This is a genomic window from Pseudomonas sp. DCB_AW, assembly GCF_026240895.1.
GTDB lineage: Bacteria > Pseudomonadota > Gammaproteobacteria > Pseudomonadales > Pseudomonadaceae > Aquipseudomonas > Aquipseudomonas kermanshahensis.
Map to the genome: position 1 here is coordinate 14,019 of NZ_JAPFCE010000047.1, position 25,936 is coordinate 39,954.

29 protein-coding genes are annotated in these 25,936 nt (G+C 62.7%); 8 read left to right on the plus strand and 21 right to left on the minus strand.

The window, feature by feature from the left end:
* Nucleotides 1-2: 2 nt before the first annotated feature.
* Both OO306_RS20725 and OO306_RS20730 read right to left on the minus strand, forming a co-directional pair.
* The gene (locus OO306_RS20725) at nucleotides 3-182 is read right to left on the minus strand and encodes a hypothetical protein (protein WP_085272538.1); all 180 of its coding nucleotides are present in this window, start codon (nucleotides 180-182) and stop codon (nucleotides 3-5) included.
* Nucleotides 183-212: 30 nt separating this feature from the next.
* Nucleotides 213-407, minus strand: coding sequence for a hypothetical protein (locus OO306_RS20730; RefSeq protein ID WP_265969791.1), 195 nt, complete (start codon nucleotides 405-407; stop codon nucleotides 213-215).
* Nucleotides 408-818: 411 nt separating this feature from the next.
* Here OO306_RS20730 and OO306_RS20735 point away from each other — a divergent pair, with 411 nt between their 5' ends.
* Both OO306_RS20735 and OO306_RS20740 read left to right on the plus strand, forming a co-directional pair.
* Nucleotides 819-1,094 (plus strand): hypothetical protein, encoded by a 276-nt coding sequence (locus tag OO306_RS20735; RefSeq protein WP_265969803.1) that lies wholly within the window; start codon nucleotides 819-821, stop codon nucleotides 1,092-1,094.
* A gap of 156 nt (nucleotides 1,095-1,250) precedes the next feature.
* A complete protein-coding gene (locus tag OO306_RS20740; protein WP_265969792.1) occupies nucleotides 1,251-2,150 on the plus strand; it encodes an EamA family transporter in 900 nt (299 codons plus the stop codon).
* Between the two features lie 61 nt (nucleotides 2,151-2,211).
* Here OO306_RS20740 and OO306_RS20745 read toward each other — a convergent pair whose 3' ends face one another.
* Nucleotides 2,212-2,979: an ABC transporter substrate-binding protein gene (locus tag OO306_RS20745; protein WP_265969793.1), complete on the minus strand. Its 768-nt coding sequence runs from the start codon at nucleotides 2,977-2,979 to the stop codon at nucleotides 2,212-2,214.
* Between the two features lie 123 nt (nucleotides 2,980-3,102).
* On the opposite strand from OO306_RS20745, the gene dnaX reads away from it, so the two are divergent.
* The 3 genes from dnaX (at nucleotide 3,103) to recR (ending at nucleotide 6,269) form a co-directional block, all read left to right on the plus strand.
* Nucleotides 3,103-5,178 carry a DNA polymerase III subunit gamma/tau gene (gene dnaX / locus OO306_RS20750; RefSeq protein WP_265969794.1) on the plus strand — a complete coding sequence of 692 codons (2,076 nt, stop codon included), beginning with the start codon at nucleotides 3,103-3,105 and terminating at the stop codon, nucleotides 5,176-5,178.
* A 64-nt stretch (nucleotides 5,179-5,242) separates the two neighbouring features.
* The gene (locus OO306_RS20755) at nucleotides 5,243-5,578 is read left to right on the plus strand and encodes a YbaB/EbfC family nucleoid-associated protein (protein ID WP_008093501.1); all 336 of its coding nucleotides are present in this window, start codon (nucleotides 5,243-5,245) and stop codon (nucleotides 5,576-5,578) included.
* An 88-nt stretch (nucleotides 5,579-5,666) separates the two neighbouring features.
* On the plus strand, nucleotides 5,667-6,269 hold the full coding sequence (gene recR, locus OO306_RS20760) for a recombination mediator RecR (protein ID WP_027592934.1): 603 nt from the start codon (nucleotides 5,667-5,669) through the stop codon (nucleotides 6,267-6,269).
* Nucleotides 6,270-6,403: 134 nt separating this feature from the next.
* Here the strand turns inward: recR and OO306_RS20765 are convergent, their stop codons facing one another.
* The 16 genes from OO306_RS20765 to ccoN (OO306_RS20840) form a co-directional block, all read right to left on the minus strand.
* Nucleotides 6,404-6,952: an adenine phosphoribosyltransferase gene (locus OO306_RS20765; RefSeq protein WP_252825231.1), complete on the minus strand. Its 549-nt coding sequence runs from the start codon at nucleotides 6,950-6,952 to the stop codon at nucleotides 6,404-6,406.
* A 53-nt stretch (nucleotides 6,953-7,005) separates the two neighbouring features.
* On the minus strand, nucleotides 7,006-7,740 hold the full coding sequence (fnrA, locus tag OO306_RS20770; protein WP_027592933.1) for a Crp/Fnr family transcriptional regulator FnrA: 735 nt from the start codon (nucleotides 7,738-7,740) through the stop codon (nucleotides 7,006-7,008).
* A 186-nt stretch (nucleotides 7,741-7,926) separates the two neighbouring features.
* Entirely contained in the window at nucleotides 7,927-9,309 is a 1,383-nt protein-coding gene (gene hemN / locus OO306_RS20775) for an oxygen-independent coproporphyrinogen III oxidase (RefSeq protein ID WP_265969795.1), read from the minus strand.
* 106 nt (nucleotides 9,310-9,415) lie between these two features.
* Complete coding sequence (locus OO306_RS20780; protein WP_265969796.1) at nucleotides 9,416-10,099, minus strand: sulfite exporter TauE/SafE family protein; 684 nt, start codon at nucleotides 10,097-10,099, stop codon at nucleotides 9,416-9,418.
* A complete protein-coding gene (gene ccoS / locus OO306_RS20785; RefSeq protein WP_027592930.1) occupies nucleotides 10,092-10,307 on the minus strand; it encodes a cbb3-type cytochrome oxidase assembly protein CcoS in 216 nt (71 codons plus the stop codon). The genes OO306_RS20780 and ccoS overlap by 8 nt, the downstream gene beginning before the upstream one ends.
* A 13-nt stretch (nucleotides 10,308-10,320) precedes the next feature.
* Nucleotides 10,321-12,765, minus strand: a complete 2,445-nt coding sequence (locus tag OO306_RS20790) for a heavy metal translocating P-type ATPase (protein WP_265969797.1) — start codon at nucleotides 12,763-12,765, stop codon at nucleotides 10,321-10,323.
* Between the two features lie 148 nt (nucleotides 12,766-12,913).
* Entirely contained in the window at nucleotides 12,914-13,441 is a 528-nt protein-coding gene (locus OO306_RS20795) for a FixH family protein (RefSeq protein ID WP_265969798.1), read from the minus strand.
* A 15-nt stretch (nucleotides 13,442-13,456) separates the two neighbouring features.
* Entirely contained in the window at nucleotides 13,457-14,872 is a 1,416-nt protein-coding gene (gene ccoG, locus OO306_RS20800; RefSeq protein WP_027592927.1) for a cytochrome c oxidase accessory protein CcoG, read from the minus strand.
* Nucleotides 14,873-15,171: 299 nt separating this feature from the next.
* Nucleotides 15,172-16,152, minus strand: a complete 981-nt coding sequence (gene ccoP, locus OO306_RS20805) for a cytochrome-c oxidase, cbb3-type subunit III (protein WP_027592926.1) — start codon at nucleotides 16,150-16,152, stop codon at nucleotides 15,172-15,174.
* A complete protein-coding gene (locus OO306_RS20810) occupies nucleotides 16,149-16,346 on the minus strand; it encodes a CcoQ/FixQ family Cbb3-type cytochrome c oxidase assembly chaperone (RefSeq protein WP_033699345.1) in 198 nt (65 codons plus the stop codon). Before OO306_RS20810 ends, ccoP (OO306_RS20805) begins: the two co-directional genes overlap by 4 nt.
* Nucleotides 16,347-16,351: 5 nt before the next feature.
* Complete coding sequence (ccoO, locus tag OO306_RS20815; protein WP_003254286.1) at nucleotides 16,352-16,960, minus strand: cytochrome-c oxidase, cbb3-type subunit II; 609 nt, start codon at nucleotides 16,958-16,960, stop codon at nucleotides 16,352-16,354.
* Nucleotides 16,960-18,402: a cytochrome-c oxidase, cbb3-type subunit I gene (ccoN, locus tag OO306_RS20820; RefSeq protein ID WP_027592924.1), complete on the minus strand. Its 1,443-nt coding sequence runs from the start codon at nucleotides 18,400-18,402 to the stop codon at nucleotides 16,960-16,962. Before ccoN (OO306_RS20820) ends, ccoO (OO306_RS20815) begins: the two co-directional genes overlap by 1 nt.
* A 455-nt stretch (nucleotides 18,403-18,857) precedes the next feature.
* Complete coding sequence (gene ccoP, locus OO306_RS20825; RefSeq protein WP_027592923.1) at nucleotides 18,858-19,799, minus strand: cytochrome-c oxidase, cbb3-type subunit III; 942 nt, start codon at nucleotides 19,797-19,799, stop codon at nucleotides 18,858-18,860.
* Complete coding sequence (locus OO306_RS20830) at nucleotides 19,796-19,990, minus strand: cbb3-type cytochrome c oxidase subunit 3 (RefSeq protein ID WP_027592922.1); 195 nt, start codon at nucleotides 19,988-19,990, stop codon at nucleotides 19,796-19,798. Before OO306_RS20830 ends, ccoP (OO306_RS20825) begins: the two co-directional genes overlap by 4 nt.
* A 5-nt stretch (nucleotides 19,991-19,995) precedes the next feature.
* A complete protein-coding gene (gene ccoO, locus OO306_RS20835; protein WP_027592921.1) occupies nucleotides 19,996-20,604 on the minus strand; it encodes a cytochrome-c oxidase, cbb3-type subunit II in 609 nt (202 codons plus the stop codon).
* A gap of 13 nt (nucleotides 20,605-20,617) precedes the next feature.
* On the minus strand, nucleotides 20,618-22,042 hold the full coding sequence (gene ccoN / locus OO306_RS20840; protein ID WP_027592920.1) for a cytochrome-c oxidase, cbb3-type subunit I: 1,425 nt from the start codon (nucleotides 22,040-22,042) through the stop codon (nucleotides 20,618-20,620).
* Nucleotides 22,043-22,091: 49 nt separating this feature from the next.
* Here ccoN (OO306_RS20840) and OO306_RS20845 point away from each other — a divergent pair, with 49 nt between their 5' ends.
* Nucleotides 22,092-22,784: an alpha/beta family hydrolase gene (locus tag OO306_RS20845; RefSeq protein ID WP_265969799.1), complete on the plus strand. Its 693-nt coding sequence runs from the start codon at nucleotides 22,092-22,094 to the stop codon at nucleotides 22,782-22,784.
* A gap of 113 nt (nucleotides 22,785-22,897) precedes the next feature.
* On the opposite strand, the gene OO306_RS20850 is transcribed toward OO306_RS20845, so the two are convergent.
* Nucleotides 22,898-23,182: a pyrimidine/purine nucleoside phosphorylase gene (locus OO306_RS20850; protein ID WP_027592918.1), complete on the minus strand. Its 285-nt coding sequence runs from the start codon at nucleotides 23,180-23,182 to the stop codon at nucleotides 22,898-22,900.
* Between the two features lie 73 nt (nucleotides 23,183-23,255).
* Nucleotides 23,256-23,807, minus strand: a complete 552-nt coding sequence (locus tag OO306_RS20855) for an exonuclease domain-containing protein (RefSeq protein ID WP_027592917.1) — start codon at nucleotides 23,805-23,807, stop codon at nucleotides 23,256-23,258.
* Between the two features lie 171 nt (nucleotides 23,808-23,978).
* Here OO306_RS20855 and OO306_RS20860 point away from each other — a divergent pair, with 171 nt between their 5' ends.
* Both OO306_RS20860 and OO306_RS20865 read left to right on the plus strand, forming a co-directional pair.
* A complete protein-coding gene (locus OO306_RS20860; RefSeq protein WP_265969800.1) occupies nucleotides 23,979-24,779 on the plus strand; it encodes an ABC transporter substrate-binding protein in 801 nt (266 codons plus the stop codon).
* A 63-nt stretch (nucleotides 24,780-24,842) separates the two neighbouring features.
* The gene (locus tag OO306_RS20865; RefSeq protein ID WP_265969801.1) at nucleotides 24,843-25,856 is read left to right on the plus strand and encodes a GNAT family N-acetyltransferase; all 1,014 of its coding nucleotides are present in this window, start codon (nucleotides 24,843-24,845) and stop codon (nucleotides 25,854-25,856) included.
* Nucleotides 25,857-25,936: the final 80 nt, after the last annotated feature.

Below are 25,936 nucleotides of genomic sequence, written 5' to 3' on the forward strand. Positions count from 1 at the left end.
GATTACAGCAGTCTCAAGATCAAGAGACCGGCGAGAAGTAACGCCAAAGCAAAGCCCGCACCTAGGCTGAACGGCAAAAGCGCTGACCAAGGAGAAAAGGCTCTTGCCTTGCGCATTTCTTCGGCCAGGGCCTCAACTTCGCGATGGGATTGTTCAACCCTATCTTGAGTGGAACGGGGCATGATCTTTCCTCTTGCCATAAACGAGCGTGCTTAGAGTTTAACCAGCAGGGCCATGATACCCGCAATGGCAGTCAGTATGACCGAGCCAGTTGCGAAGGGGTGCCAGAACGCCTCTTGTCTAAGCTTGCGCTCTTCAGCCATGAATTTGAGTGCTTCTGTAGCTAGCTTGCGATTCTCGATCTGTAGTTTGTCGAGTTCCAGATTGTCTCGATCATCTTGGAGCATCGGGAGGTGTCTTTTTGAGGGGTGGCGATAATTGTGCGCCATCAGGCGAGAGGTCGGAATCGCGCTATACACCAGATTTTGTAGTCCAATTGCCAACTAAGGAAGGGTCCTACTCTCGTATAGGCGATTTCCTGCTGCATCTGTAAGGCTCGCAGAAATATCCTACGCATCCCGTCGACTCCCGTCTGATTGTCCTTGGAAACCCCACCCAATAGGCTTTTGCGGTCGCTGTCAGTTCAGCGATCGGGTGTGGAAGCCCGGGAACGACTTGGAGCAGTTGTCTGTTATGGCAGCTGTGCGCGGGAGGTACTTGTACCTGCCGGGTTTTCCATGTGCCTGGTCTTCCACCCCGCGTACAGTTGTCACCCTAATGCGTGGAAGCAAAAGGGTGCAGCTCATGTCACATGGAGCCTGCATGAAAAAATCGTCCCCGACCCACCCCATACCTTCGACCTGCCACCTGGCAAATCCCTTTCCCGCGCCATCAGCGAAGGCATCGTGCCAATAGAGTTCGCGCTGATGAATGTCTCCCACTACCTGATGTTCGCCTACAGCGATAGCCGCCGAGTACTTGAGCGCATTCAGGACGAAGAAACGCGACAGCTTCTGGAGCATGGCCTGCGCGCCATGCAAATCGCCTGGGGCCAGGCGGATGCCGTGACGTTGGCTGTCGAACGCCAGAAGTAGCGGGGTCTGCCCACAGTCAGCGGGCTGCTTTAAACAGCGATGTTTAATGCAGGCGAAATTTCTCAGAGCAGCCCCACGTGTCGGTAGGACGCCTCCTGCATCCAGGCGCAATCAATGTCATTACAGTAATGCATGCCGCAACAAGGGAGAGCAGGCATGAAAATGAGCAAGCGGGATTTGGTCGCCGGTGTTCTGGTGACAGTCCTATGGGGCTGTAACTTCTCTGTCATCGAACTAGGCTTGAGAAGCCTAGATCCTTACCTTCTGACGCTGTTGCGTTTCGTGTTCTGCGCTATGCCTCTGGTGTTCTTCGTCAAGCGCCCGGCAGGCATTTCATATGGGGTGCTGGCCCTATACGGTGTGCTGTTCGGCGCCGGCTTGTGGTGGGTGGTCAACTTCGCAATGTACCAAGGTTTGTCCCCCGGCATGTCGTCGGTGTTTCTGCAGTTCAGTGCCTTTTTCACCATCCTCCTCAGCAGCCTCCTTCTGGGCGAGCGAGTCAGTGGAGTCCATCTGTGCGGCATGGCCTCAGCCGCCTGCGGTCTGATAATGATCTTGGCATTAGGCGGTGAGTCGTCGACGGTTACCGGTGTTCTACTCGTACTTATCGCTGCCCTGGCCTGGTCGCTGTGCAACCTGGTGGTCAAGCTCAAACGCCCGGCCGACATGGTCGCGTTCATTATCTGGTCGAGCCTTTTTTCGGTCCCGGCGATATTCGTTTTGACAGTCGCAGCCAATGGCTGGGCCTCATTCGCAGTGCTTGCCGGTGGTATAGCGTGGGAAGCCTTGTTCTCTGTGCTGTTCCAGAGTTACATCACAACCATCCTGGGCTACCTGGTATGGAACAACTTGATGAAGAAATACCCGGCTGCCCAGGTCGCACCGCTCTCGCTGCTCGTGCCCGTATCGGGGCTGGTTGCTTCCTACCTGTTTTTTGGCGAGCAGATGAGCATTGCCAAAGCGATTGCGATTGGCTTCGTCTTGCTGGGCATCTTGATCTTCGTCAACGCCCACAACCTGCAGCGGATCATGAGGGGCAGAGGCTTGACGGAATAGCGCAGTGCACGCCCTCTTCGCAGCACACGCCTGTTCCCCAAATTGTGCGAAACGTCTCTATTTAGGGCGTCCGCGCTGCGGCATTCCCAGCATACCCCGCACCCCCATACCGTTGGCTGATCCGCTCAATTTCCCCGGACTGCTTCATGCGCACCAGTGCCCTGAGCACCCCTTGCGTCGGTACCCCCGGGTCAGTGCGCACCATGCATCCCAAGTCCTGCTCTTCCAGCACTGCCTGCGTTTGCAGTTGTTGCCCCGCCGGCAAGCCTTGGTTGAACCACTGCAACGACAACTCGTTGCTCACCGCATGCAGATACCGCCCCGCGTGCAGCTTCTGCAGGGCCAGCAGCTGGCTGCGGCTGTCTTCGCGGTGCAATCGGCCCTGCTCGAACAAGGGTTGCAGGGTGCCGTAGGCATAACCCAGCACAGTGCCGATGGCTTGCGGCGCCAGTTGCTCTGGGCGGGTAGGGTTGCTTGCATCAGCGCCGCCAACCAATACGTCGCGCTGGTGGATCACGGGGATGCTCCAGACAAAATTGCCCGGCCGATCCTGAAACCACTGGGTGCTGACATAGCAGCGCACGTCGATATCGCCGCTTTCCATGGCCTCCTGCAGGCGCAGGCGTGCCAGTACGTGATACTCCGGTCGTACACCCACTTCCCGGGCAATGGCCTGCATCAGGTCGAACAGCAAACCTTCCACCGGTTGATCGCCTTCGACGCGCATCAGCGGCATGCTCCAGCTCTCGGCGACGGAAAAACGCAGCACGGGTGGGTCGGCCAGGCTGTGGGTGGTCCACAGCAATAGCAGGGGCAACAGTCTTCGCAAGGCACATCCTCCCTGGATAGCGCGCCAGTTTCATAGCTTAGACCAGTCGCGCAGGGTGCAATTTCGGCCCCGCTCCGCTAGCATTAGCGATCTTCCGCTCGATCAGGCTACGATGGTTTTTCGATGAGTTATCAGGTTCTTGCACGAAAATGGCGTCCGCGCTCGTTCCGCGAAATGGTCGGCCAGGCCCATGTGCTCAAGGCCTTGATCAATGCCTTGGACAACCAGCGCCTGCACCATGCCTACCTGTTTACCGGCACCCGCGGTGTGGGCAAGACTACCATCGCCCGCATTATCGCCAAATGCCTGAACTGCGAAACCGGCATCACCTCGACGCCCTGCGGCACCTGTTCGGTGTGCCGGGAGATCGACGAGGGCCGTTTCGTCGACCTGATCGAGATCGACGCCGCCAGCCGCACCAAGGTCGAAGACACTCGCGAGCTGCTGGATAACGTGCAATATGCCCCGAGCCGTGGGCGCTTCAAGGTCTATTTGATCGACGAAGTGCACATGCTCTCGACCCACTCGTTCAACGCCTTGCTCAAGACGCTGGAAGAGCCGCCGCCCTACGTCAAGTTCATCCTCGCCACCACCGACCCGCAGAAGCTGCCAGCGACCATCCTGTCGCGCTGCCTGCAGTTCTCGCTGAAGAACATGAGCCCGGAGCGAGTAGTCGAGCACCTTAGCCATGTGCTGACCGCCGAAAACGTGCCGTTCGAGCCAGATGCCCTATGGCTGCTGGGCCGCGCCGCCGACGGTTCGATGCGCGATGCCATGAGCTTGACTGACCAGGCCATCGCGTTTGGTGAAGGCAAGGTGCTGGCGGCCGATGTGCGGGCCATGCTCGGCAGCCTCGACCATGGGCAGGTTTATGGCGTGCTGCAGGCGCTGCTAGAAGGCGATGCCCGAGCGCTGCTGGAGGCTGTGCGCAACCTTGCCGAGCAAGGGCCGGACTGGAGTGGCGTGCTGGCCGAAATGCTCAACGTGCTGCACCGTGTCGCCATTGCCCAGGCACTGCCGGAGGCGGTGGACAACGGCCAGGGCGACCGCGACCGCGTATTGGCGCTGGCCTCGGCATTGCCGGCCGAGGACGTGCAGTTCTATTACCAGATGGGCCTGATTGGCCGCCGCGACTTGCCCCTGGCGCCGGACCCACGGGGTGGCTTCGAGATGGTCCTGTTGCGCATGCTGGCGTTCCGCCCAGCCGACACCGATGACGCGCCGAAACCGGTGCTAAAGCCGGTGGGGATCAGCCAAGCCACAGCTGATCCTGCAACACCGGTGGCAGCTGCGGGAGTGGCCCATCAGCCAGCCGCAGCGCCCGTGGCGCCGGTTGTCGCGCACGCGGTGGAGGTGCCGACCCCTGTAGCACCCGCTGTAGAGCCGACGCCTGCGGTTACTCAGCCAGCGCCAGTTGAACCTGCTGCGCCGGCACCCGCACCTGTCGAGGACGTCATCGACCTGCCTTGGGAAGAGCCTGTAGCGCCCCCCGTGCCGGTTGCCGCCTCGCCGGTGCCTGTGGCTGAGCCTGCGCCTGAGCCAACACCTGCGCCCCAGCCAGCCATGGCCGAGCCGCAGCGCGAACAGCCGGCCTACGACGAGCCGCCGTTCGACCCGTCGGCCTATGCGGCAGCGGGCATGGACCGCGACGACGAACCGCCAGCGGACGAAGATTACTACGTAGGTGACAGCGACCCCGTCGGCTTCAGTTACCTCGATGAACTGGCCGAGCACGTCCAGGAAGAGCAGCCCAAACCTGCTGCCGAACCGCTGCCGGCCGCCCAGCCGGCTACCGGCCTGGCCCTGCAATGGCTGGAATTATTCCCACAGTTGCCTGTCTCCGGTATGACAGGCAACATCGCCGCAAACTGTACGCTGATTGCCGCCGACGGCGACGACTGGCTGTTGCACCTGGACCCAGGCCAGGGCGCACTGTTCAATGCCACCCAGCAGCGGCGCTTGAACGACGCGCTCAATCAGCACCTGGGGCGCACCCTGAACCTGCGTATCGAGCTGATACGCCCTGAGCAGGAAACGCCAGCCCAGGCCGCTTCGCGCAAGCGTGCCGAGCGCCAGCAAGACGCCGTGGTGTCGATCGAGCAGGATCCGTTAATCCAGCAGATGATCAAGCAGTTCGGTGCCAAGGTGCGACAGGATACTATTGAGCCTGTAGAGGCCCTGGCCAATCAGGGCCAGTAACGGATAACCATGCGGCTGGCCCGGTGCCGGGCCGCATCACATGACCCAATCGAGGTATACCCCCATGATGAAAGGTGGCATGGCCGGCCTGATGAAGCAGGCCCAGCAGATGCAGGAAAAAATGGCCAAGATGCAAGAAGAACTGGCCAACGCCGAAGTGACCGGCCAATCCGGTGGCGGCCTGGTGAGCGTGGTGATGACCGGTCGTCACGACGTTAAGCGCGTCAGCATCGACCAAAGCCTGATGTCGACCGATGAAGACGACAAGGAAGTGCTTGAAGACCTGATCGCTGCCGCACTGAACGATGCGGTCCGTAAGGTCGAGCAGAGCAGCCAGGAAAAAATGGGCGGCATGACCGCTGGCATGCAGTTGCCGCCAGGCTTCAAAATGCCGTTCTGATTCACCTTTTGCGTCAAATGGGGAGCAACGGCCTTGGGGCCGTTGCTCCCTTGTTCATTCTGTTCCCCCGACTTGCAGGCCTGCCTACATGAGCTTCAGCCCCCTGATCCGCCAACTGATCGATGCCTTGCGCACCCTGCCGGGTGTCGGCCAGAAAACCGCCCAGCGCATGGCCCTGCAGCTGCTTGAGCGTGACCGCAGCGGCGGCCTGCGGTTGGCTCAGGCGTTGACCCAGGCCATGGAAGGGGTTGGCCATTGCCGTCAGTGCCGCACCTTGACCGAGCAGGAACTGTGCCCGCAGTGCGCCGACCCGCGCCGTGACGACACGCAGTTGTGTGTGGTCGAGGGGCCGGTGGATGTGTATGCGGTGGAGCAGACCGGCTACCGCGGCCGCTATTTCGTGCTCAAGGGGCATCTGTCGCCGCTCGATGGCCTGGGGCCTGAGGCGATTGGCGTGCCGCAGCTGATGGCGCGAATCGAGGAGCAGGGCACCTTTACCGAGGTGATCCTGGCGACCAACCCGACGGTGGAAGGGGAGGCGACGGCGCATTACATCGCGCAGTTGCTGAACGAGAAAGGCCTGGTGGCGTCGCGCATTGCCCATGGTGTGCCGCTGGGTGGCGAGCTGGAGTTGGTGGATGGCGGGACATTGGCGCATGCCTTTGCGGGGCGCAGGCCGATTTCGCTCTAAAGACCTTACGAGCGGTCTGTAGGAGCAGCCTTGTGCTGCGAAGAGGCCGGTAATGGCAACGAAAATAGTCTCGTTGTCATTGGCCTCTTCGCAGCGCAAGGCTGCTCCTACAAAAAGCGATGGCTGCAATGCACTCAGTATTCGTTCAGCGAAAACTCGGTCAGGCAGAAGGTCGGCACACCCGCAGCCTGCAGCCGGCGCGAACCGTCCAGCTCCGGCAGGTCAATGATCGCTGCCGCTTCAAATACCTGAGCCCCGGTACGACGCACCAGGTTGGCTGCCGCCAGCAGGGTGCCGCCAGTGGCAATCAGGTCATCGAAAATCAACACCGAGTCGCCTTCGCACAGGCTGTCGGCATGCACTTCGAGGAAGGCCTCGCCGTACTCGGTCTGATAACCCTCGCTCAGCACGTCAGCCGGCAGCTTGCCCTGTTTGCGGAACAGGATCAGCGGCTTGTTCAGCTGGTGGGCGATGATCGAGCCGATCAGGAAGCCGCGCGCGTCCATGGCGCCGATGTGGCTGAACTCAGCCTCGACATAACGCTCGATGAACTGGTCGGCGACATAGCGCAGCCCGCGTGGGGATTGGAACAGCGGGGTGATGTCGCGAAAGATCACACCCGGTTTGGGGAAGTCCACTACCGGGCGGATCAGGGCTTTGAGGTCGAAGGCTTCGCTATGCATTGTTGCGGGTATCCTGGAAAAACGATGGCGCCAGTATACCCGTTAACAAAAGCTCAGGCCTCTATTGCACCGCCGGCCAGCGCGCACAACTGAATCGGGTCGAGGATATGCACTTCCTTGCCTTCGGCGCGAATCAGGCCGTTTTGCTGGAAGCGGGTGAAGACCCGCGACACGGTTTCCACCGCCAGGCCCAGGTAATTGCCGATTTCGTTGCGCGACATGCTCAGGCGGAACTGGTTGGCCGAGTAGCCACGTGCGCGGAAGCGTGCGGACAGGTTGACCAGGAAGGTGGCAATGCGTTCGTCGGCGGTTTTCTTCGATAACAGCAGCATCATTTGCTGGTCGTCGCGGATCTCGCGGCTCATCACACGCATCAGCTGACGACGCAATTGCGGCAATTGCACCGAGAGTTCGTCGAGGCGTTCGAAGGGGATTTCGCACACCGACGTGGTCTCTTGGGCCTGGGCCGACACCGGGTAGGCTTCGGTGTCCATGCCGGACAGGCCGACCAGTTCGCTGGGCAGGTGGAAGCCGGTGATCTGCTCTTCGCCGCTGTCGCTGAGGCTGAAGGTTTTGAGGGCGCCGGAACGTACTGCGTAGACCGAGCCGAAATTGTCACCCTGACGGAACAGGAACTCGCCTTTTTTCAGCGGCCGTCCACGTTTGACGATTTCATCCAGTGCTTCCATGTCTTCCAGGTTCAGCGAAAGAGGCAGGCACAGGGGGGCCAGGCTGCAATCCTTGCAATGGGCCTGGGTATGTGGGCGCAGTTTAACTGGCTCGGACATTTTCAATCGATCCTTGTGGGAAAGCACACATAAGACGTAAGGGTAACTCACGGCGTAGGTTGTAGGCCAGCGTGCGCTATTGTGGTGCGTGCTGGCGAAGCCTCGGCGGGTGCGCGCCGAGGCCTTTCGTGTACCCATAATGTGCCGCACAAGCCCACTTGTCCATGCGGTTGAACGTCTCGCTTTTCAGATGACCCGTGAGAAGCGCTGGCGGTTTTGCATCGCCAGGTAGGCGTCGAACACCATGCACACCGAGCGCGCCAACAGGCGGCCGGCGGGCAGGATGCGGATGCCCTTGTCGTCCAGGCTGATCAGGCCATCACTCTGCAAGGTCAGCAGTTCCGGCCAGAGGTCGTTGAAGTAGCCGCGGAAATCGATGGTGAAGGCCTGTTCGATCGGCTCGTAGTCCAGTTCGAAATGGCAGATCAACTGCTGGATCACTGCCCGGCGCAGGCGATCGTCGTGGTTGCACAGCAGGCCGCGCTGCGTGGCCAGTTGGGCGTTGGAGAGGCTGTCCTGGTAGGTGTTGAGGTCGCTGCTGTTCTGGCAATAGAGGTCGCCGATCTGGCTGATGGCAGACACCCCCAGGCCGACCAGGTCGCAATGGCCGTGGGTGGTGTAGCCCTGGAAGTTGCGTTGCAGGGTGCCTTCTTCCTGGGCCATGGCCAGCTCATCGTCGGGCAGGGCGAAGTGGTCCATGCCGATGTAGCGGTAACCGGCGGCGGTCAGCTGGTCGATGGTGGCATGCAGCATTTCGAGCTTGGCTGACGGGCTCGGCAGGTCATTGTTGTCGATGCGTCGCTGAGGCATGAAACGCTCGGGCAAGTGGGCGTAGTTGAACACCGATAAACGGTCGGGTTGCAGGCGGATCACCTCTTCGACCGTGCGGGCAAAGCCTTCCGGGGTCTGCTTGGGCAGGCCGTAGATCAAGTCCAGGTTGATTGAGCGGAATTGCAGGGTACGCGCTGCCTCGATCAGGGTGCGGGTCTGCTCCAGGCTCTGCAGGCGGTTAACCGCCCGCTGCACGGCCGGGTCCAGGTCCTGCACGCCCAGGCTGACACGGTTGAAGCCCAACTCGCGGAGCAGGCCCATGGTCGACCAGTCGGCTTCGCGTGGGTCGATTTCGATGCCGTAGTCGCCGGAATCATCGTCCAGCAGGTTGAAGTGCTGGCGCAGGGTGGCCATCAGCTGGCGCAATTCCACGGGGCTGAGGAAGGTGGGCGTGCCGCCGCCGAAGTGCAGTTGCTCGACCCGTTGTTTGGGGTCCAGGTGGCAGGCGATCAGCTGGATTTCCTGCTCCAGGCGTTGCAGGTAGGGCGCGGCGCGGCCACGGTCCTTGGTGATGACTTTGTTGCAGGCGCAGTAGTAGCAGATGTTGGCGCAGAACGGCACGTGCACGTACAGCGACAACGGGCGCACTGCCCGGCGGCTCTCGCGCAGGGCGTGGAGCAGGTCGAACGAGCCCACTTCGCTGTGCAGTTGCACGGCGGTCGGGTAGGAGGTGTAGCGTGGTCCGGCCAGGTCGTAGCGTCGGATCAGGTCGGTGTCCCAACGTAGGTCGTCGAGCATGTGGGCGGTCCCCGGATAGAGCGAGCAGTGTCCGGAGTCTATGGCCGTCTGTAGGAATCTGTGTTGATTTGTATCAAGAGCCATTGGGGCTGTACAGCAGCCCGCTTCAGTGTCCCATCAGCCAATGCTGGTGTGGCCCAGGCAGCGTCCACAGGCCAAACAGGATGACCAGCAACCCGCCCGCCATGCGCACGCTGCGCCGTCGCAACAGGCTGCTGACCCGCTCCGCCGCCAAGCCCGTGGCCAGCAATACCGGCCAGGTGCCCAGCCCGAAGGCCAGCATCAACGCCGCGCTGTACCCCGCATTTCCTTGGCTCGCAGCCCACAGCAACGTGCTGTACACCAGCCCGCACGGCAACCAGCCCCACAAGGCCCCCAGCAACAGGGCGCGCGGCAGGCTCGACACCGGCAGCAAGCGCGAGGCGATTGGCTGGATATGCCGCCACAGCCCTCGGCCCAGGGCCTCGATACGGGTCAACCCGCTCCACCAGCCGGCCAGGTACAGCCCCATGGCAATCAATAGCAATGCGGCTACCACCCGCAGCGCCAGGGCGGCCGGGCTGCTGGCCACGGCCCAGCCAGCCAGGCCCACCAGCAGGCCGGCGCAGGTATAGCTGAGAATGCGCCCGATGTTGTACGCCAACAGCAGTTGCAAGCGTCGGCCGCGTTGCTCGGGTGGGATGGCCAGGGTCAGCGCGCCCATCAGGCCGCCGCACATGCCCAGGCAGTGGCCGCCACCGAGCAGGCCAAGGATCAGCGCCGAGCCGAGCAGGGGCAGCAGGTCAGGCACGGGGTGGGGGTTCCTTGTCGTCTTCGGCCAGGCTGTCGTCCGGCTTGACCGCAGCCTGGTGGCGCGGGTCCTGGTCGTCGAACAGGATGCTGTGGGCAGGGCCTTCGAGGTCGTCGTACTGGCCGCTGTCCACCGCCCAGAAGAAGATGTACACGGCGACGCCGACAAGCAGCAGGGCGGCCGGGATCATGACATAGAGGGCTGGCATGGGCGGCTCCTGATCAGGCGGTGGCGGGTTGCGGGTGGCTGCTGGTGGCCGCCACGCCTGGCAGCCGGGTCAGGCGCAGGGCGTTGAGGACCACGATCAGCGAGCTCACCGACATGCCGATGGCCGCCCACACGGGGGTGATCCAGCCGAGCGCGGCAAACGGCAACATGAGGCCATTATACAGGGTCGCCCACAGCAGGTTCTCGAGGATGTTGCGGCGCGTGCGGCGGGCCAGGTCGAAGGCCTGTACCAGCGCCTGCAGGCGGTTGGACAGCAGCACCGCATCGGCGCTGGTCTTGGCCAGGTCAGTGGCGCTGCCCATGGCGATGCTGATGTCGGCGGCAGCCAGCACCGGCACGTCGTTGACCCCATCACCCAGCATCAGCACCTTGCGGCCAGCGGCTTGCAGCGCCTTGAGCCGGTCCAGCTTGTCGTCCGGGCGCAGGCCGCCGATGGCCTGGTCGATGCCCAGTTGCGCCGCCACTTCGGCGACCATCGGCGAGCTGTCACCCGACAGCAGCAGCGTCCGCCAGCCCCGCGCCTTGCAGGCAGCGAGCAAGGCCGGGGCATCATCGCGCAGGCGGTCATCGAGGCCGAACCAGGCCAGCGGCCCTTGGCGATCACCCAGCAGCAGCCATTGGCCGCGTGGCTCGGGCACGCCGGGGATTTCTGCGCCACTCAGGGCGCACACGAACGTGGCCTGGCCGATACGCAGGCGTTGGCCGTCAACCAGCCCCTCCAGGCCCAGGCCTGGCACGGTCTGCACTTCGTCGGCGGGCGCGGCGGTGCGGCCGAAAGCGCGTGCGATGGGGTGTTCGGAGCGGTTTTCCAGGGCGGCGGCCAGGGCCAGGCAACGGTCGGCGGCCAGGTCGCCCAGCGGGCGAATGTTGCGCAAGGTAAGGCGGCCTTCGGTGAGCGTGCCGGTCTTGTCGAAGATGACCGTGTCGATCTGGTTGAGCCCTTCGAGCACGTGGCCGCGGGTCACCAGCAGGCCGAGTTTGTGCAGGGTGCCGGTGGCGGCGGTAAGGGCTGTGGGCGTGGCCAGGGACAAGGCGCAAGGGCAGGTCGCTACCAGCATGGCCAGCACGATCCAGAAGGCGCGGTCCGGGGCCAGGTGCCACCACCACAGGCCGATGGCCACGGCGGCTATCAAGGTAAACAGCAAGAACCACTGCGAAGCGCGGTCGGCGATCTCGGCCAGGCGCGGTTTTTCGGTCTGCGCGCGTTCCAGCAGGCGGACGATGGCCGACAGCCGCGAGTCGTGGCCGAGGGCTTCGACTTCCACGTTCAGGGTGCTCTCGACGTTCAGGGTGCCACCGGTGACCCGATCGCCGACGCGACGCGGTTGCGGCAGGTATTCGCCGGTCAGCAGTGACTCGTCGACGCTGGAGCGGCCTTCGACGATGCGCCCATCGGCGGGGATTACCGCGCCGGGCAGGACTTGCACCGTGTCGCCGCGCTGCAGTTCGCTGAGCAGGATGCGCTCGGCACGGCCGATAACGTCCAGGCGCAGGCACGAGGCGGGCAGCAGGTTGACCAGTTGCGCGGTGGCCGCCGCGGTGCGTTCGCGGGCGCGTCGCTCAAGGTAGCGACCGGTCAGCAGGAACAGGGCGAACATGCCGACGGTATCGAAATACAGCTCGCCGCTGCCGCTGATCGCGGTCCAGATCCCGGCGCCGAACGCCAGGGCAATGGCCAGCGATACCGAGACGTCCATGGTCAGGTGGCGGGTGCGCAGGTCGCGCGCTGCGCCTTTGAAGAACGGCGCGCAGCTGTAGAACACGATCGGGATGGTCAGAAACAGCGCGACCCAGCGCAGGATGGTGTGCAGCTCGGGCGACAGGTCGATGTTGAATTCGGGCCAGGTGGCCATGGTTGCCATCATCGCCTGGAACCACAGCAGCCCAGCGACACCCAGGCGCCGTAAGGCACTGCGGTTCTCCCGGGCCAGCTGCTCGGCGGCCTGGTCCGGTTGGTAGGGATGGGCGGCGTAGCCGATCTGGCGCAGCTCGGCGAGCAGGCGCGAGAGGGGCAACTGGTGGTCGTCCCAGGCCAGCAGCAGGCGATGATTAGACAGGTTCAGGCGTGCTTCGGCGACCCCGGGCAGGTTGCGCAGGTGCTTTTCGATCAGCCAGCCGCAGGCGGCGCAACTGATGCCCTCGACCATCAAGGTAGCTTCGGCCAGTTCGCCGGCGTGGCGGACGAAGGTTTGTTGCACGTCGCTGCGGTCGTAGAGCGCCAGTTCATCCTGCAGTTGCCTTGGCAAGGCTTCGGGGTTGGCGCTGGTGTCACTGCGGTGTTGGTAATAGTGCTCCAGGCCCCCGGCGACGATGGACTCGGCCACTGCCTGGCAGCCTGGGCAGCAGAACTGCCGTGGCTCGCCGAGGACCACGGCGGTGAAGCGATTGCCGGCGGGGACGGGCAGGGCGCAGTGGTAGCAGGGGGTGGGTTGGGTCATTGGGCTGTTGCCTTACACAAATCAGCTGGTTTGCATCGAACCCTGTGGGAGCGGGTTCACCCGCGAATGCGATAGATCAGGCAGTGGTGATTACAGGTCTGACGCATTCGCGGGTAAACCCGCTCCCACAGGGGCAGTGGTGTCGCGATTATTTGTGTTCTGCGCCTAGCAACGCTTCATCGCCCAGCTGCAAGGTCACACCATGCTCCACCTTTTCTTCCTCGAACAACCGCCACACCTGCCCTTGCTGGCTGCCCAGCAACTCGACAAAGCGCCGCCCTTCGACCTTGTCGTCCAGTTGCCCGACATAGCGCCCAGCCTCGGCACGGGTTAGCGCCACCTTGCGGTCCTTGTCCGGCTGGGTGGGCGAGATCAGGTTCAGTTCCAGCATTTGCGGGTCGCTGTCGCCCGTCAGGCGCAGGTCGACTTCGCCGGTCAGCTCATCCAAATGCACGCTGGCCTTGAGGTTCAAGGTCTGGGCCAGCAGCTCACGGTCCAGCGAACGGTTGATGCCTTTGCCGGCCTCGTAGTAGTTGTCGTTGACCAGGTTGTCCGGGTTGCGCACGGCGATGCTGACCATGGTCAGGCTCAGGCACACCGAGGTGGTGAGGATGCCGATGATGATCCAGGGCCAGAGGTGCTTGTACCAAGGGCTGGCGGCGGTGGCGGCAGGCATTGTCGATAATCTCTCTCAGCGGATCTGTGGGCCGATGAAGCGGCTCTTGGCTTCAACCTGGGCGTCGCTGTCATCGGCGCTCTTGAGGATGAAGGTGATTTCGTTGGTGGTCGATGGCAGTTTCTCGGGCGCTATCGACAGCTGCACGGGCAGGCTGACGATGTCACCGGCCGCCACGCGGATCTCGCGCTGGCCTTCGAGCTTGAGGTCTGGCAGGCCGGCGGCATCGAGCACGTAGACGTGGTCGCGTTGGTCTTTGTTCATGACCTTGAGGCTGTAGACGTTCTCGATCCGGCCCTGGGCGTTTTCGCGGTACAGCACGCGGTCCTTGCTGACGTCGAAGCCGACCAGCGAGCGGGTGGCGAAGGCGGTGGCCAGGGCGCCGATCATGACTAGCAGCACCAGCGCATAGCCGATCAGCCGAGGGCGCAGCATGTGGGTTTTCTGCCCGGACAGGTTGTGCTCGGTGGTGTAGCTGATCAGCCCTTTGGGGTAGTTCATCTTGTCCATGATGGTGTCGCAGGCGTCGATGCACGCGGCGCAGCCGATACACTCGATCTGCAGGCCGTCGCGGATGTCGATGCCGGTGGGGCAGACCTGCACGCACATGGTGCAGTCGATGCAGTCGCCCAGGCCTTGGGCCTTGTAGTCGATGTCTTTTTTACGCGGGCCACGGGTTTCGCCACGGCGCGGGTCGTAGGACACGATCAGCGTGTCCTTGTCGAACATCACGCTCTGGAAGCGTGCATAGGGGCACATGTACACGCAAACCTGCTCGCGCAGCCAACCGGCGTTGCCGTAGGTGGCGAGGGTGAAGAAACCGACCCAGAAGTAGGCCCAGCCATCGGCTTGGCCGGTGAAGAACTCGATGGCCAGCTCACGAATCGGCGAGAAGTAACCGACAAAGGTCATGCCGGTGACGAAACCGATCAGCAGCCACAGGCTGTGCTTGGCGAATTTGCGCAGGAACTTGTTGCCGCTCATGGGGGCGCGGTCGAGCTTCATGCGCTGGTTGCGGTCACCCTCGGTGACTTTTTCGCACCACATGAAAATCCACGTCCACACGCTTTGCGGGCAGGTATAGCCGCACCACACCCGGCCGGCATACACGGTGACGAAGAACAGGCCAAACGCGGCGACGATAAGGATGCCTGACAGGAGGATGAAGTCCTGGGGCCAGATGGTGGCGCCGAAGATGTAGAACTTGCGCTCGGGCAGGTTCCACCAGACGGCCTGGTGACCGCCCCAGTTCAGCCACACGGTGCCGAAGTAGAGCAGGAACAGCACGGCCCCGCCGACCATGCGCAGGCGGCGGAAGACGCCTGTGAAGGCGCGGGTGTAGATTTTCTCGCGGGAGGCGTAGAGGTCGACGGAATCCTTCCCTTTGTTGGCAGGCGGGGTGACGTCATGTACCGGAATTTGCTTGCTCATCATCAAGTCCCACGGCAGTGGAGAAATGCCGCGGCCAGTGCATGCCGGCCGCAGTCTCGCGCAATCTGCTAGCGCTCTGCGACCCATGATACGCCTGTGATGGCACCCAGGGGTTGCACTGCGACCTTTAGTCGCGTTGGGTTCGTGGTATGAATCGTGATATGGCGGGTGTCAATTGATCCAGGTCAGCTTGTGCTGGATTCTTCGCGGGTAAACCCGCTCCCACAGGGACCCCGCTGCCCTCAGGCTCGGCGAGATACCTGTGGGAGCGGGTTTACCCGCGAAGAGGCCGGACCTGCTTACTCAGCCTTTTGAGGCTCCTGCTCCTGATGCGACAGGCTGTACACATAAGCTGCCAGCAGGTGCACCTTGTCATTGCCCTGCAGCTGCTCCTGCGCCGGCATCTGCCCCTGGCGGCCGTAGCGAATGGTCTGCTGCAACTGGGCAAAGCTCGAGCCGTAGATAAACGCCTGTGGATGGGTCAGGTTTGGTGCACCCATGGCCGGTGTACCCTTGCCCTCTGGCCCGTGGCAGGCCACGCAGTTGGCGGCGAAGATCTTCTGCCCGTTTTCGGCATCGGCCTTGGCGCCTTCCGGCAGGGTGCGGCCATCGAGCTTGCTGACCACAAAGGCTGCCACATCGGCAACGCCTTGCTCGCCGATCACCTCGGACCAGGCCGGCATCACGCCGTGGCGACCGCCCATGATGGTGGTCTTGATGGTTTCCGGCTCACCGCCCCAACGCCAGTCGTTGTCGGTCAGGTTGGGGAAACCGTAGGCGCCCTTGGCGTCGGAGCCGTGGCACACCGAGCAGTTGGACGCGAACAGCCGTGCGCCCATTTTCAGGGCCTGCGGGTCTTTGGCGACTTCTTCGATGGGCATCGCGGCGAACTTGGCGAAGATCGGCCCGAAGCGGGCATCGGCCTTGGCCATTTCCTTTTCCCACTCGTGCACGCCGGTCCAGCCCGGCTGGCCGTTGGCAAACTCGGTCTGCTTGTCGGTGTCCAGGTACGAATAGCCCGGCAGCATACCTTTCCAGTTACCCAGGCCTGGGTACAGCACCAGGTAGCCGAGGGCGAAGATGATGGTGCCGACGAACAGCCAGAACCACCATTTGGGCAGCGGGTTGTCATATTCCTCGATGCCATCGAAGGCATGCCCGACGGTCTCGTCGGTGACCTCTTCGCGCTGGCCCTTGCGGGTCGACAGCAGCAGCCAGGTCAGTGAGAAGATGGTGCCCAGGGTCAGGACGGTGACGTACAGACTCCAGAAGGTTGTCATTGTTTTTTGCTCCCAGAAGCTTTTGCTTGCGCTTGCTCGACGTGCCGGGTGGCTTCGGGATCATCCGCGAAGGGCAACCGGGTCGCCTCGTCGAACTCCTGCTTGCGCCGTGGGTTGAACACCCACAGCGCCAGGCCTACGAAGGCCACCATCACCACGACGGTGCCCAGGCCGCGAATCATCCCGATATCCATCAGCGTCACCGTTTGCTTTTGATGATGGTGCCAAGACCCTGCAGGTACGCGACGATGGCGTCCATCTCGGTCTTGCCCTTGACCGCGTCCCGCGCGCCGGCAATGTCGGCGTCGGTGTACGGCGTGCCGAGGGTCCGCAGCACTTCCATCTTCTTCGCGGTGTCCTTGCCGTCGAGTTTGTTCTCGACCAGCCATGGGTAGGACGGCATCTTCGATTCGGGCACCACGTTGCGCGGGTTGTACAGGTGCGCGCGGTGCCAGTCGTCCGAGTAGCGGCCGCCCACGCGGGCCAGGTCCGGGCCGGTGCGCTTGGAGCCCCACAGGAAGGGGTGGTCCCACACGCTTTCACCGGCGACCGAGTAATGGCCGTAGCGCTCGGTCTCGGCGCGGAACGGGCGGATCATCTGCGAGTGGCAGCCCACGCAGCCTTCGCGGATGTAGATGTCGCGGCCTTCAAGCTCCAGCGCGGTGCGCGGCTTCATGCCTTCAACGGGTTTGTTGGTGACGTCCTGGAAAAACAGCGGGACGATCTGGGTCAGGCCACCGACGCTGACGGCGATGACCATGAAGAAGGCCAGCAGGCCTATGTTCTTCTCGACGGCTTCATGCTTCATCAGTGCGCTCCCACGACGACGATCTTGGCGGCTTCATCTGCTTCAACCGGGTTGGCCGCGCGTACGGTGCGGAACACGTTGTAAGCCATCAGCAACATGCCCGAGGCGAAGAATGCACCGCCCAGCGCGCGGACGATGTAGCCCGGGTGGCTGGCCTGCAAGGCTTCGACGAAGGAGTAGGTGAGCGTGCCGTCATCGTTGATGGCGCGCCACATCAGGCCCTGGGTGATGCCGTTGACCCACATCGAGGCGATGTACAGCACGGTGCCGATGGTCGCCAGCCAGAAGTGCGCGTTGATCAAGCCGACGCTGTGCATCTGTGCCCGGCCATACAGCTTGGGAATCATGTGGTACACCGCGCCGATCGAGATCATCGCTACCCAACCAAGGGCGCCGGCGTGGACGTGGCCGATGGTCCAGTCGGTGTAGTGCGACAGCGAGTTCACGGTCTTGATGGCCATCATCGGGCCTTCGAAGGTGGACATGCCGTAGAACGCCAGCGATACCACGAGGAAGCGCAGGATCGGGTCGGTGCGCAATTTGTGCCAGGCACCGGACAGGGTCATCATGCCGTTGATCATGCCACCCCAGCTTGGCGCCAGCAGGATGATCGACATCACCATGCCCAGCGACTGTGCCCAGTCGGGCAGGGCGGTGTAGTGCAGGTGGTGCGGGCCGGCCCAGATGTACAGGGTGATCAGCGCCCAGAAGTGCACGATCGACAGGCGATACGAGTAGATCGGCCGCTCGGCCTGCTTGGGCACGAAGTAGTACATCATCCCCAGGAAGCCGGTGGTGAGGAAGAAGCCCACGGCGTTGTGGCCGTACCACCACTGGATCATGGCGTCAGTGGCGCCGGAGTAGGCCGAGTACGACTTGAACAGACTGACCGGCAGCGAGATGTGGTTGACGATGTGCAGCATCGCGGTGACCACGATGAATGCGCCGTAGAACCAGTTGCCGACGTAGATGTGCTTGGTCTTGCGCTTAACGATGGTGCCGAAGAACACCAGCCCGTAGGTCACCCAGACAATGGCCAGCAGGATCGCCAGTGGCCATTCCAGCTCGGCGTATTCCTTGGTGGTGGTGTAGCCCATCGGCAGGGTGATCAGTGCGCCGACGATCACCGCTTGCCAACCCCAGAAGGTGAAGGCCGCCATGCTGTCGGAGATCAGCCGGGTCTGGCAGGTGCGCTGCACTACGTAGTAGCTGGTGCCGAACAACGCACAGCCGCCGAAGGCGAAGATCACCAGGTTGGTGTGCAACGGGCGCAGGCGGCCGAAGCTGGTCCAGGGCAGGTCCAGGTTCAGTTGCGGCCATACCAGTTGCGAGGCGATGAAAACGCCGAGGCCCATGCCAAGGATCCCCCAGACCACCGTCATGATGGCGAACTGGCGGACGACCTTATAGTTATAAGCAGTCGGACTGATTGCTGTGCTCATTCTAAGGTTCCACGGTTTTGATGTTCTTGTTGGTCGAAAAATCGGCGCCAGTATCGATAACCCCTCGGGTTACCGCAACGCAACTTTGGTACGCCGACCCGTGTCCAAGCCCGTCCACCTGTGTCCAGCGGTGTTGGGTTCGAACGATTGTACACAAATAAATATTTGTAATGTGTACCGTTTTTCATCTTTTTCTGATCGATCGGTCAGGCTTTTTTGTCGGACGGCACCAGGCTATGCGCCGCGTCTGCTTCGCTGGATTGGCAGCGAAGCCCACTGAGGCAACAAGCGTAGTTCGGTTAGGGGGGGGTGCAAGGGGAGGGGTATGGCGGGGGGAGGGCGTGGGGGCTGCTTTTCAGCCCATTTACAGCACAAGGCTGCGCCTACAAGAAGCATGCGATCGCCTGTAGGAGCAGCCTTGCGCTGCGAATGGGCCGCAAAGCGGCCCCCGGGTATTACTTAACAGTCACTGCTTCAGGCGCGTCACCGTGCGACAGGCTATACACATAAGCCGCCAGCAAGTGCACCTTGTCATTGCCCTGGATCTCGGCCTGTGCCGGCATCTGCCCCTGGCGACCATAACGAATGGTCTGTTGCAACTGGGCGAAGCTCGAGCCGTAGATGAACGCCTGCGGGTGAGTCAGGTCAGGCGCGCCCATGGCTGGGGTGCCTTTGGCTTCAGGCCCGTGGCAGGCCACGCAGTTGCCGGCAAAGATTTCCTTGCCCTTGGCCGGGTCGGCCTTGACCCCTTCCGGCAAGCTGCGGCCATCCAGGTTGGTCAGCACGAACGCCGCCACATCGGCCACGCCCTGCTCGCCAATGACCTCGGCCCAAGCCGGCATCACGCCGTGGCGACCGTTCATGATCGAGGCCTTGATGGTCTCCGGCTCGCCGCCCCAGCGCCAGTCCTTGTCGGTCAGGTTGGGGAAGCCATAGGCGCCTTTGGCGTCCGAGCCGTGGCACACCGAGCAGTTGGAGGCGAACAGGCGGCTGCCCATCTTCAGGGCTTGCGGGTCCTTGGCCACTTCCTCGACCGGCATGGCCGCGTACTTGGCGAAGATCGGCCCGAACTTGGCATCGGCCTTGTCCATTTCCTTCTGCCATTCGTTGACCCCGGTCCAGCCGTTGTCGTAGCCCGGCAGGATGCCTTTCCAGTTACCCAGGCCTGGATAGAGGATCAGGTAGCCGACCGAGAACACCAGGGTGCCCACGAACAACCAGAACCACCACTTGGGCAGCGGGTTGTCGTATTCCTCGATGCCATCGAAGCTGTGGCCCATGGTCTGGTCGGTGGTGTCGGTACTCTGGCCCTTGCGGGTCGACAGCAGCAGCCAGGTAAGGCCGATCAAACTGCCGATGGTCAGTACGCTGATGTACGTACTCCAGAAGGTGGTCATTGCCCGGAACTCCTCTTGGCAGCAGGTTCCTGCCCGGCAGGGGGCAGGCGGTCGTCGACGAAGGGCAGCAGGCGCGCTTCGGCGAAATCACGGTCGCGGCGGCGGTTGAATACCCAGAGCGAGAGGCCGATGAAGGCGATCATCACCACCAGGGTGCCCAGCCCGCGGATCATGCCGATGTCTATTTCCATCGCACTCACCTCTTGTTCTTGATCGCGGTGCCGAGCACCTGCAGGTAAGCGACCAGCGCGTCCATCTCGGTCTTGCCCTTGACCGCGTCGCGGGCACCGGCGATGTCGGCGTCGGTGTACGGCACACCGAGGGTTCGCAGGGTGCGCATCTTGGTTTCGGTGTGGCTGTTGTCGACCTGCTCGGCGACCAGCCACGGGTAGGACGGCATCTTCGATTCGGGCACCACGTTGCGCGGGTTGTACAGGTGCGCGCGGTGCCAGTCGTCCGAGTAGCGGCCGCCCACGCGGGCCAAGTCCGGGCCGGTACGCTTGGAGCCCCACAGGAACGGGTGGTCCCACACGCTCTCGCCAGCGACCGAGTAATGGCCGTAGCGCTCGGTCTCGGCGCGGAATGGGCGAATCATCTGCGAGTGGCAGCCGACGCAGCCTTCGCGGATGTAGATGTCGCGGCCTTCCAGTTGCAATGCGGTGTAGGGCTTCATGCCTTCGACCGGCTTGTTGGTGACGTCCTGGAAGAACAGCGGGACGATCTGGGTCAGGCCGCCGATGCTGACGGCAAACACCATCAGCAGCGCCATCAGGCCGATGTTTTTCTCGATGACTTCATGTTTCATCAGGCGTGTCTCCTCAGGCCAGCTGGGCGTTCGCAGGGGCGGCGTCAGTGGCTGGCGCACGCACCGTGCGCCAGGTGTTCCAGGCCATCAGGAACATGCCACTGAGGAAGATCGCACCGCCGACGAAGCGCACGATGAAGCCAGGGTGGCTGGCCACCAGGGTTTCGACGAACGAGTAGGTGAGCGTGCCGTCGCTGTTGACCGCGCGCCACATCAGGCCCTGGGCGATGCCGTTGACCCACATCGAGGCGATGTACAGCACGGTGCCGATGGTCGCCAGCCAGAAGTGCGCGTTGATCAGGCCGATGCTGTGCATCTGCTCTTTGCCGAACACTTTGGGGATGGTGTGGTACAGCGCGCCGATCGAGATCATCGCCACCCAACCAAGGGCGCCGGCGTGGACGTGGCCGATGGTCCAGTCGGTGTAGTGCGACAGGGCGTTGACCGTCTTGATGGCCATCATCGGGCCTTCGAAGGTGGACATGCCGTAGAACGCCAGCGATACCACGAGGAAGCGCAGGATCGGGTCGCTGCGCAACTTATGCCAAGCGCCAGAGAGGGTCATCATGCCGTTGATCATGCCGCCCCAGCTCGGTGCCAGGAGGATTAGCGACATCACCATGCCCAGCGACTGTGCCCAGTCGGGCAGCGCGGTGTAGTGCAGGTGGTGCGGGCCGGCCCAAATGTACAGGGTGATCAGTGCCCAGAAGTGCACGATCGACAGGCGATAGGAATACACCGGCCGCTCGGCCTGCTTGGGCACGTAGTAGTACATCATGCCCAGGAAGCCTGCGGTCAGGAAGAAGCCCACCGCGTTGTGGCCGTACCACCACTGGACCATGGCGTCGGTGGCGCCCGCGTAGACCGAGTATGACTTGGTCAGGCTGACGGGCAGCTCCAGGTTGTTGATGATGTGCAGCATCGCCACGGTCAGGATGAAGGCCCCGAAGAACCAGTTACCCACGTAGATATGCTTGGTATTGCGCTTCATCAGCGTGCCGAAGAACACGATGGCGTAGCAGACCCAGACAATGGTGATCAGGATGTCGATCGGCCATTCCAGCTCGGCGTATTCCTTGGAGCTGGTGTAGCCCAGCGGCAGGCTGATGGCCGCGAGCAGGATCACCAGTTGCCAGCCCCAGAAGGTGAACGCGGCCAGCTTGGGTGAAAACAGGGTGGTCTGGCAGGTACGTTGCACCGAATAATACGAGGTGGCGAACAGTGCACAGCCGCCGAAGGCGAAGATCACCGCATTGGTATGCAGGGGGCGCAGGCGGCCGAAGCTGGTCCAGGGGAGGTCGAAATTGAGGGACGGCCAGGCGAGCTGGGCGGCGATGAAGACGCCGAGCCCCATCCCGACGATTCCCCACACCACCGTCATGATGGCGAATTGGCGGACCACCTTGTAGTTGTAGGCGGTACTGCTGGTTGTGTTCATGTATGGGTTCCCATCCACGGTTATTGGCAGGCTATAGAGCGAGGCAAGCATGATTAATGGGCAAAGTGCCGGTATTGACGGGGATCAATGGGCGAAGGTCGGAAATGTCCCAGGCTTGCGCTGCGATCTTCCGCAAATTCAAGGGGATGACGGCTACAAAGGCTGTCTGATCCTGGCCCATGGTGCCGGTGCGCCGATGGACAGCGGGTTCATGGACGAGATGGCGCAAAGGCTCGCGGCGCTTGGGGTCGGGGTGATTCGCTTCGAGTTCCCGTACATGGCCGAGCGCAGGGTGAACGGCGGCAAGCGGCCGCCCAATCCGCAGAAGGTGCTACTGGAATGCTGGCGCGAGGTGTACCAGCAGGTGCGACCTTTGGTCACAGGTAAGCTGGCCATCGGTGGCAAGTCCATGGGCGGGCGCATGGCCAGCTTGTTGGCTGACGAGCTCGAAGCGGATGCACTGGTGTGCCTGGGGTATCCGTTCTATGCCGTGGGCAAGCCGGAGAAGCCCAGGGTCGAACACCTGGCGGGGCTCAAGACACCGACGTTGATCGTGCAGGGCGAGCGGGATGCGCTGGGTAACCGTGAGGCTGTGGCAGGGTATGCACTGTCACCGGCGATCGAGGTGAGCTGGCTGGTGGCGGGCGATCATGACCTGAAGCCGTTGAAGGCTTCGGGGTTCAGCCATGCGCAGCATTTGCAGGCGGCGGCTGAGAAGGTGGCGGGCTTTTTGTCGAAATAGTGCTGGATTCTTCGCGGGCAAGCCCGCTCCCACAGGTGTGGCACAGGACTCAAGCATTGTGATGTCCCTGTGTGAGCGGGCTTGCCCGCGAAGAGGCCGGTGCAGGCCAGCGTTTAGTCGCGGTACTCGCACAGGTAGGCGGTATCCACTTTCACTTGCAGCTGGAACTTGCTGTCCGCGGCCACATTGAACTTGTCGCCAGCCTTGAAGGTTTCCCAGTTGTCGCTACCCGGCAGCTTGACGGTCAAAGCACCGGAAATCACATGCATGATTTCGCGCTTGGCTGTGCCGAACTCGTATTCGCCCGGTGCCATCACACCCACGGTGGCCGGACCTTCTTCGCTTGCGAATGCGATCGACTTGACGGTGCCGTTGAAGTACTCGTTGACCTGGAACATGGGCGACTCCTGAACAGGGGGATGAAAAAGGGCTGGCCAGTATGCCCAAGGCCATCCCCGTCGTCATCTGCTTTCAGGTGCCATTGGCCGGCAGGCTCAAGGGCAGTAGCCGCGCGGTATTGCGCGCATCTTCCAAGGCCCGGTGCTGCTGCCCGCAAAAGTGCATGCCGGCCAGTTGCAAGGCGCCATTGAGGCCGGTCGGCCGCTGCAGGTGACGGGCTTTGGCGAAGCGCTGCTTGAGGTTGATGTGCGGCACGTTGCGCAGCAGGCTGTCGAGCCCATGCTGTTGCCATTCCTGCAGCAACTGCTGGCGATCGTAGTCGCCCCAGCTGACCCAGGCCTGCAACTGCCCGCGGTGGTGCCCCAGCCAGCGCTCGAAGCGCGCCCACACTTCAGGGAAGGGCGCGGCGCTGTCGACGCTGGCCTGGCTGATGTGCGTGAGCTCGCGGCAAAACGGCGTCAGCTGTGGCCGCCGCCGGGGCCGTACGAAACGCTGGAAGTGGTCGACTTCGCGGCCTTCGCGGGTTACCAGGCTTGCACCGATTTCAATGATTTCCATCTCTGTGACCGGCCACCCACCATCGTCGGTGGTGGCTTCCAGGTCGATCACCAACCAATGGCCCATACCAGGCTCCCTTGCAGATCCTGCTAGAGCGTAGCCAATGTCTGGCCTTACGGCACCCCCTGGCAATTTGCCGCCTGCTTTGGCACTAAGGCGGGCGACCAGCAGTTGTGCCCTGCCCGGAAAACGCCTAGCTTAGGCGCAACCAGGTACGAACCGTGATGAGTGTGCGTCTTGACTCCAGCGCCCGGCTTAAAGGCCTTGCCCGTTCTGCTGATGCTGGCTGCGCTTTGGCTGGCGATACCAGGCTGGGCTGCCGACGCGATCGAAGTGAAGATCGGCGCCGCGCACTTCCCGCCTTACACCGTACGCCCCGAGCAGGGGGCCGACACCGGTCTGTTGCCGCAGTTGGTCGCAGCCCTGAACCGTGCGCAGCAGGGCTACCATTTTGTGCTGGTGCCCACCTCCATCCAGCGGCGCTTTGGCGATTTGCAGCAGGGCCGCACCGACATGGCGATCTTCGAGAACCCGCAATGGGGCTGGCAGGGCATTGCTCACCAGACCGTAGACATGGGCCTGGAGGATGCCGAGGTGTTCGTCGCCAGCCAGGCCAACGGCCGTGACCCGCGGTACTTCGATGAGCTGCGCGGCAAGCGCCTGGCGCTGTTCAACGGCTATCACTACGCCTTCGCCCGCTTCAATGCCGACCCTGACTACTTGCGTAAAGCCTTCAACGCGACCCTGACCTACTCCCACGACAGCAACCTGCTGATGGTGCAGGCTGGCCGTGCCGACATCGCCCTGGTCACCCGTTCGTACCTAAGCGACTTTCTGCAGCGCAACCCCGACAGCCAGGCGCAACTGGTGGCATCGCAGCGTATCGACCAGGTCTATCACCACTACGCCTTGCTACGCCCGGACGCACCCATCGGCGAGCAGTCGTTCGCGGCCCTGATGCGTGCCCTGCGCGACAACGGGGAACTGACGCGTATCTTCCAGCCCTACCGGATCACGGTGCAGGCGCCGCGCGACTAAATTCCGCTGCAGCGGCAACGTTTTCCACGGTGAGCCTTCTTTTCATCTTCGTGAGCCAAGACCATGCCGTTCGATGCCGCTTCGCAGCCACTGTCACCGCCACGCTGGCGCACCCTCAGCGCCGATGAGGGCGATAGCTGGCTGAGCCTGACCCTTGAAGGGCGCCCGCTGATCCAGTTGCGGCTGGTACCGGGTGCGTGCCTGGAAGTGCACCTGCAAAGCCTCTGCCCAGAGCGCCCTTACCAGGCCCTGTGGGCCGCCTGCTATTGGCTGCTTTCGCGTGATGTCGCCTGCCAGCGCCTGGCCTGGCACCTGCCCGAAGGCGTGCCACAGGCGCTTGCCAGCGGCCTGTTGCTGCCTGGCGAGCAGCCGGGCGTGTACCTGTGCGAGCGTGCGCTGTTCTGGCAGTTGCCCCAGCCTTGGCTCGGCGACACGGCTGCGAGTGTTTACCCGCAGCAGATGCAGATCAGCAACGGCAAGCGCCATCCGCGCCGGGCGCCCAAGCCCCGCGGCGAAGTGTACCGGCGCTTCGATGCGCGCCTGGGCAGTTGGGTGTCGCTGCGCGCACTGGAAATCGATCAGGACCTGGAGCGCTTCAGCCGCTGGCAGAACAACCCCCGGGTCGACGCGTTCTGGCAGGAAAGCGGCTCTTTACAGCAGCACCGTGAATACCTGGCAAAGCTGGAAGCCGACCCGCATACCCTCACGCTCATCGGCTGCTTCGACGATGAGCCGTTCGCCTACTTCGAGGCGTACTGGGCAAAGGAAGACCGGATTGCGCCGTTCTACTCGGCCGATGATTACGACCGCGGCATTCACATGTTGGTAGGGGAGGAGGCGCACCGTGGGCCGCACAAGGTGGCCAGCTGGTTATCGGCGCTGGTGCACTACCTGTTCCTCGATGACCCGCGCACCCAACGGGTGGTGGCCGAGCCGCGGGCGGACAACGGCAAGATGATCGGCTACATGCACGATCAGTGTTTCCATTGCGACAAAGAATTCGACTTCCCGCACAAGCGCGCGGCGCTGATGATTTTGGGGCGGGAGCGGTTTTTCGATCAGTGTACCTTGGTCTGAGATTGCTGGGGGCGCTTCGCACCCCTTTCGCGACGCAAGGCCGCTCCTACAAGAGATCGCGCCGTTGTAGGAGCGGCCTT

Coding starts and splice junctions, on each gene's coding strand:
- OO306_RS20725 (WP_085272538.1), bottom strand. CDS start 182: ATGCCCCGTTCCACTCAAGATAGGGTTGAACAATCCCATCGCGAAGTT.
- OO306_RS20730 (WP_265969791.1), bottom strand. CDS start 407: ATGCTCCAAGATGATCGAGACAATCTGGAACTCGACAAACTACAGATC.
- OO306_RS20740 (WP_265969792.1), top strand. CDS start 1,251: ATGAAAATGAGCAAGCGGGATTTGGTCGCCGGTGTTCTGGTGACAGTC.
- dnaX (WP_265969794.1), top strand. CDS start 3,103: ATGAGTTATCAGGTTCTTGCACGAAAATGGCGTCCGCGCTCGTTCCGC.
- OO306_RS20755 (WP_008093501.1), top strand. CDS start 5,243: ATGATGAAAGGTGGCATGGCCGGCCTGATGAAGCAGGCCCAGCAGATG.
- recR (WP_027592934.1), top strand. CDS start 5,667: ATGAGCTTCAGCCCCCTGATCCGCCAACTGATCGATGCCTTGCGCACC.
- OO306_RS20765 (WP_252825231.1), bottom strand. CDS start 6,952: ATGCATAGCGAAGCCTTCGACCTCAAAGCCCTGATCCGCCCGGTAGTG.
- fnrA (WP_027592933.1), bottom strand. CDS start 7,740: ATGTCCGAGCCAGTTAAACTGCGCCCACATACCCAGGCCCATTGCAAG.
- hemN (WP_265969795.1), bottom strand. CDS start 9,309: ATGCTCGACGACCTACGTTGGGACACCGACCTGATCCGACGCTACGAC.
- ccoS (WP_027592930.1), bottom strand. CDS start 10,307: ATGCCAGCCCTCTATGTCATGATCCCGGCCGCCCTGCTGCTTGTCGGC.
- OO306_RS20790 (WP_265969797.1), bottom strand. CDS start 12,765: ATGACCCAACCCACCCCCTGCTACCACTGCGCCCTGCCCGTCCCCGCC.
- OO306_RS20795 (WP_265969798.1), bottom strand. CDS start 13,441: ATGCCTGCCGCCACCGCCGCCAGCCCTTGGTACAAGCACCTCTGGCCC.
- ccoG (WP_027592927.1), bottom strand. CDS start 14,872: ATGAGCAAGCAAATTCCGGTACATGACGTCACCCCGCCTGCCAACAAA.
- ccoP (WP_027592926.1), bottom strand. CDS start 16,152: ATGACAACCTTCTGGAGTCTGTACGTCACCGTCCTGACCCTGGGCACC.
- OO306_RS20810 (WP_033699345.1), bottom strand. CDS start 16,346: ATGGATATCGGGATGATTCGCGGCCTGGGCACCGTCGTGGTGATGGTG.
- ccoO (WP_003254286.1), bottom strand. CDS start 16,960: ATGAAGCATGAAGCCGTCGAGAAGAACATAGGCCTGCTGGCCTTCTTC.
- ccoN (WP_027592924.1), bottom strand. CDS start 18,402: ATGAGCACAGCAATCAGTCCGACTGCTTATAACTATAAGGTCGTCCGC.
- ccoP (WP_027592923.1), bottom strand. CDS start 19,799: ATGACCACCTTCTGGAGTACGTACATCAGCGTACTGACCATCGGCAGT.
- OO306_RS20830 (WP_027592922.1), bottom strand. CDS start 19,990: ATGGAAATAGACATCGGCATGATCCGCGGGCTGGGCACCCTGGTGGTG.
- ccoO (WP_027592921.1), bottom strand. CDS start 20,604: ATGAAACATGAAGTCATCGAGAAAAACATCGGCCTGATGGCGCTGCTG.
- ccoN (WP_027592920.1), bottom strand. CDS start 22,042: ATGAACACAACCAGCAGTACCGCCTACAACTACAAGGTGGTCCGCCAA.
- OO306_RS20845 (WP_265969799.1), top strand. CDS start 22,092: ATGATTAATGGGCAAAGTGCCGGTATTGACGGGGATCAATGGGCGAAG.
- OO306_RS20850 (WP_027592918.1), bottom strand. CDS start 23,182: ATGTTCCAGGTCAACGAGTACTTCAACGGCACCGTCAAGTCGATCGCA.
- OO306_RS20855 (WP_027592917.1), bottom strand. CDS start 23,807: ATGGGCCATTGGTTGGTGATCGACCTGGAAGCCACCACCGACGATGGT.
- OO306_RS20865 (WP_265969801.1), top strand. CDS start 24,843: ATGCCGTTCGATGCCGCTTCGCAGCCACTGTCACCGCCACGCTGGCGC.